The 3125-nt window shown below is 44.0% G+C and carries 3 protein-coding genes; all 3 read right to left on the reverse strand.

What is annotated here, in order from left to right; genetic code table 11:
- Positions 1 to 322 precede the first annotated feature (322 nt).
- Entirely contained in the window at positions 323 to 2419 is a 2097-nt protein-coding gene (gene pta / locus PX484_RS22550) for a phosphate acetyltransferase (RefSeq protein ID WP_287766748.1), read from the reverse strand.
- 284 nt (positions 2420 to 2703) lie between these two features.
- A complete protein-coding gene (locus PX484_RS22555; RefSeq protein WP_287668684.1) occupies positions 2704 to 2970 on the reverse strand; it encodes a hypothetical protein in 267 nt (88 codons plus the stop codon).
- On the reverse strand, positions 2934 to 3125 hold a 192-nt coding region (locus PX484_RS22560), incomplete at its 5' end, for an N-acetylmuramoyl-L-alanine amidase family protein (protein ID WP_288105594.1). The genes PX484_RS22560 and PX484_RS22555, both read right to left, overlap by 37 nt.

A 3125-nucleotide genomic window follows, 5' to 3' on the forward strand; every position in this document is an offset into this window, starting at 1 on the left:
GCTAGTTGTGGCGACGTTACTGTCGAACAACTAAAAAAATACGTCGAGAACCAAAACTCCCCGAAAGTGGAAACGCTACCGCGTTAGTTTTATTCTGGTCGCGATTCATCTCGCTCCATTGAGATAGTTTTGATTCCCGCTCTGGCCCGGTCGGGAGGAAATAATACCAATTCTCCAAAGTCTGACTACAGAAGTTTAATCCCCCTAAATCCCCCTTAAAAAGGGTGACTTAAATTCGATGTGTAGTTTTCATTTAGAGAAATGGTATAAGCATATTCCAGAAAAAGGGTTTTTTTGAGAAACCCGTTTTCTAACTGATAACTCAAAAAGATTGGGATTGAATGGCCGTGATTACCACCGTATTGATAATATCGGGAACGGTACAACCGCGACTGAGATCATTGACGGGTTTTTTTAATCCCTGTAGGATTGGACCAATCGCTAAAGCTTTTGTTTCCCGCTGCACGGCTTTATAAGTATTATTCCCTGTATTCAGGTCAGGAAAAATAAACACCGTCGCTTGGCCCGCTACCTCTGACCCCGGCATTTTTTGGGCAGCTACTTCCTTATCCACGGCCGCATCGTACTGAATCGGCCCTTCTAGCTTCAAATCGGGGCGTTTTTCCCTAGCGATTTTGGTCGCTCGTCGTACTTTTTCCACGTCTTCTCCCTGGCCCGATTGACCCGAAGAATAGGAAAGCAGGGCGATTCGCGGCTCTATTCCGAATTTTTGGGCGGTTTCGGCAGAAGATAGGGCGATTTCGGCTAATTCCTCGGCACTAGGGTCGGGATTGACCGCACAATCCCCATAAACCAAGACTCGATCCTCTAGACACATAAAAAAGACCGAGGAGACGATCGCACAATCGGGCTTAGTTTTGATAATCTGGAGTGCAGGCCGAATCGTGTGTTGAGTGGTATGCACTGCCCCCGATACCATACCATCAGCATCGCCCTGATACACCATTAAAGTGCCAAAATAGGAGACATCCTGTGCATAATCCCGGGCCATATCCAGATTCATTCCCTTGGCTTTTCTCGCTTCGTAGAGGGTCTGCACATAGCTTTCAAAATGGGGACTAGCCACGGGGTCAATAATTTGCAGGCGATCGAGATCGAGAGTGATACCATGTTTTTTAATCACCATTGCGATCTCGTCCGGTTGTCCCAAAAGGGTTAAATCGACGATATCCTGTTCGATTAAAACTGTGGCTGCCTGGAGGATGCGCGGTTCGGTCCCTTCGGCCAAAACGATGTGACGTTTTTGCGCTTTGGCCTGTTGTACGAGATTATAGGTGAACATCTTCGGGGTAATCCCCTGGGTCCGCAAAGTGCGAATTTGCGCTTCTAGGCGATCAAGATTGATGTTACTGTGAAAAAGCTGCAGACTGAGGTTAATTTTATCGTAGTCCGTCGAGGTCAGGGTGGTTCGCACTTGGTGGATGCGTTCGGCCGTAGTGTAGGTATCGGTGGTGACGGAGAGAATCGGTAAGGGATCGGGCAAACCGTCAATTAAACGGGCGATCGAAGGATTGAGTTTATGACCTGCTGTTAAGACTATACCGGCTAATTGGGGATAATTGGCCGATTGGTGGGCCTGTAACATCCCGATAATCACATCGCCGCGATCCCAAGGCGTGATAATTAAGCTATCTTCTTTTAGCCGCTCTAGGGCATTTTGCATCTGCATGGCCACCACCAGAAAGTTACTAGCTAAACTGTCTAATCTCTGCTGTCCGTAGAGAACTTTTGCCTGTAATTGTTGGGCGATTTCTGCCACTCGCGGGCTGCTCAGTTTGGCATTGTGGGGAATCACTCCTAGGGCATATTCTTGGGGGGGAAAAATTTTAGTCAGGGTTTTCCGTAATTCCTCTATTTTTTCCTCTTCAGCTTGATTGATAATAATCCCAATCACCGTACAACCTTTATCTTGGTAGGTGTCGCAGGAAATCAGGATCGGACTAAGGGCATCTTCGATACTGCGATTGTGGGCATTACCTAATATTAAGATGGGATGGCCGAGATTTTTGGCAATTTCTGTATTTAGTTCAAATTCAAAGGCGGAATTTTCTTGCAGATAATCGGAACCTTCACAGAGGATAAAATCATATTTTTTTTCTAAGTTTTTAAACTTTTTGATAATTCTTTCGATGATTTCATCAAATTTTTGTTGTACCAATAAATCCTTAACTTCTTCGTAACATAAACCGAAGGCTTCTTCGTAGGTTTGTTCTAATTTAAAATAATTGAGGATTAAGTCAATGTCTTCGTCCCGATGACCTTCGGAGCAGTCGAGAACAATTGGCTGGAAAAAAGCAACTTTATTAGTTTTGCGGAGAATTAAGTCAATAATTCCTAAAGCGACTAACGCTTTACCGCTTCCCGTTGCCGTCGTGCTGATATATAAAGAGTTAGTCATAGGTAGAGAAGAATAATAACAGGAGTGGGATTTAATTGGGCCACCCCAACCTTGAGGTGAGCGATTGATCCCCCCTTAATCCCCCCTTAATAAGGTGGTTTTGATCCCCCCTTAATAAGGTGGTTTTGATCCCCCCTTAATCCCCCCTTAATAAGGTGGTTTTGATCCCCCCTTAATCCCCCCTTAATAAGGGGGGCTGCGAGCAAGTTGTCTATAAGGGCGTGAATTGTTGGGAAATTTTCAGGTAAACTATCTTCAGTTGTTGGCTAATCCAGAGATTTTTCTCACAGAGCGATCGCTGTTTGAATATCTACTAGGGAGTGATGGACTATACCTTGTAATCTAGCAGTTATTTTGTCTGATTGCTGTTCACTGGTAACATTTTTTCCATGAACTTGATTTAATTTCCTCAGATTAAGATAAAGACTCCAGAAAATCCTATCACCGGCTTTCCAGCTAAGGCTTGTTTTTTCACAAAGATTTAAGCTTATCTCCCTCGGATTGCCATTAAATCTTAACTGGAAGCAATTACCCCAGATTGTTGAAACCATTGGCTAATTCCGGCGGCTAAAACTTGCGCTAATTGTTTTTGTGCCTGAGTATCGGTAATCCATTCAAATTCTTGAGGATTACTCATAAATCCTAACTCTAATAACAATGAAGGACTACTATAGGGACGAGTTAAAGCTAAATTATTCCAAAATAC

Origin of the sequence: Microcystis sp. M49636_WE2 (assembly GCF_030065375.1) — a bacterium.
In the GTDB taxonomy this organism is placed as follows: domain Bacteria; phylum Cyanobacteriota; class Cyanobacteriia; order Cyanobacteriales; family Microcystaceae; genus Microcystis; species Microcystis aeruginosa_C.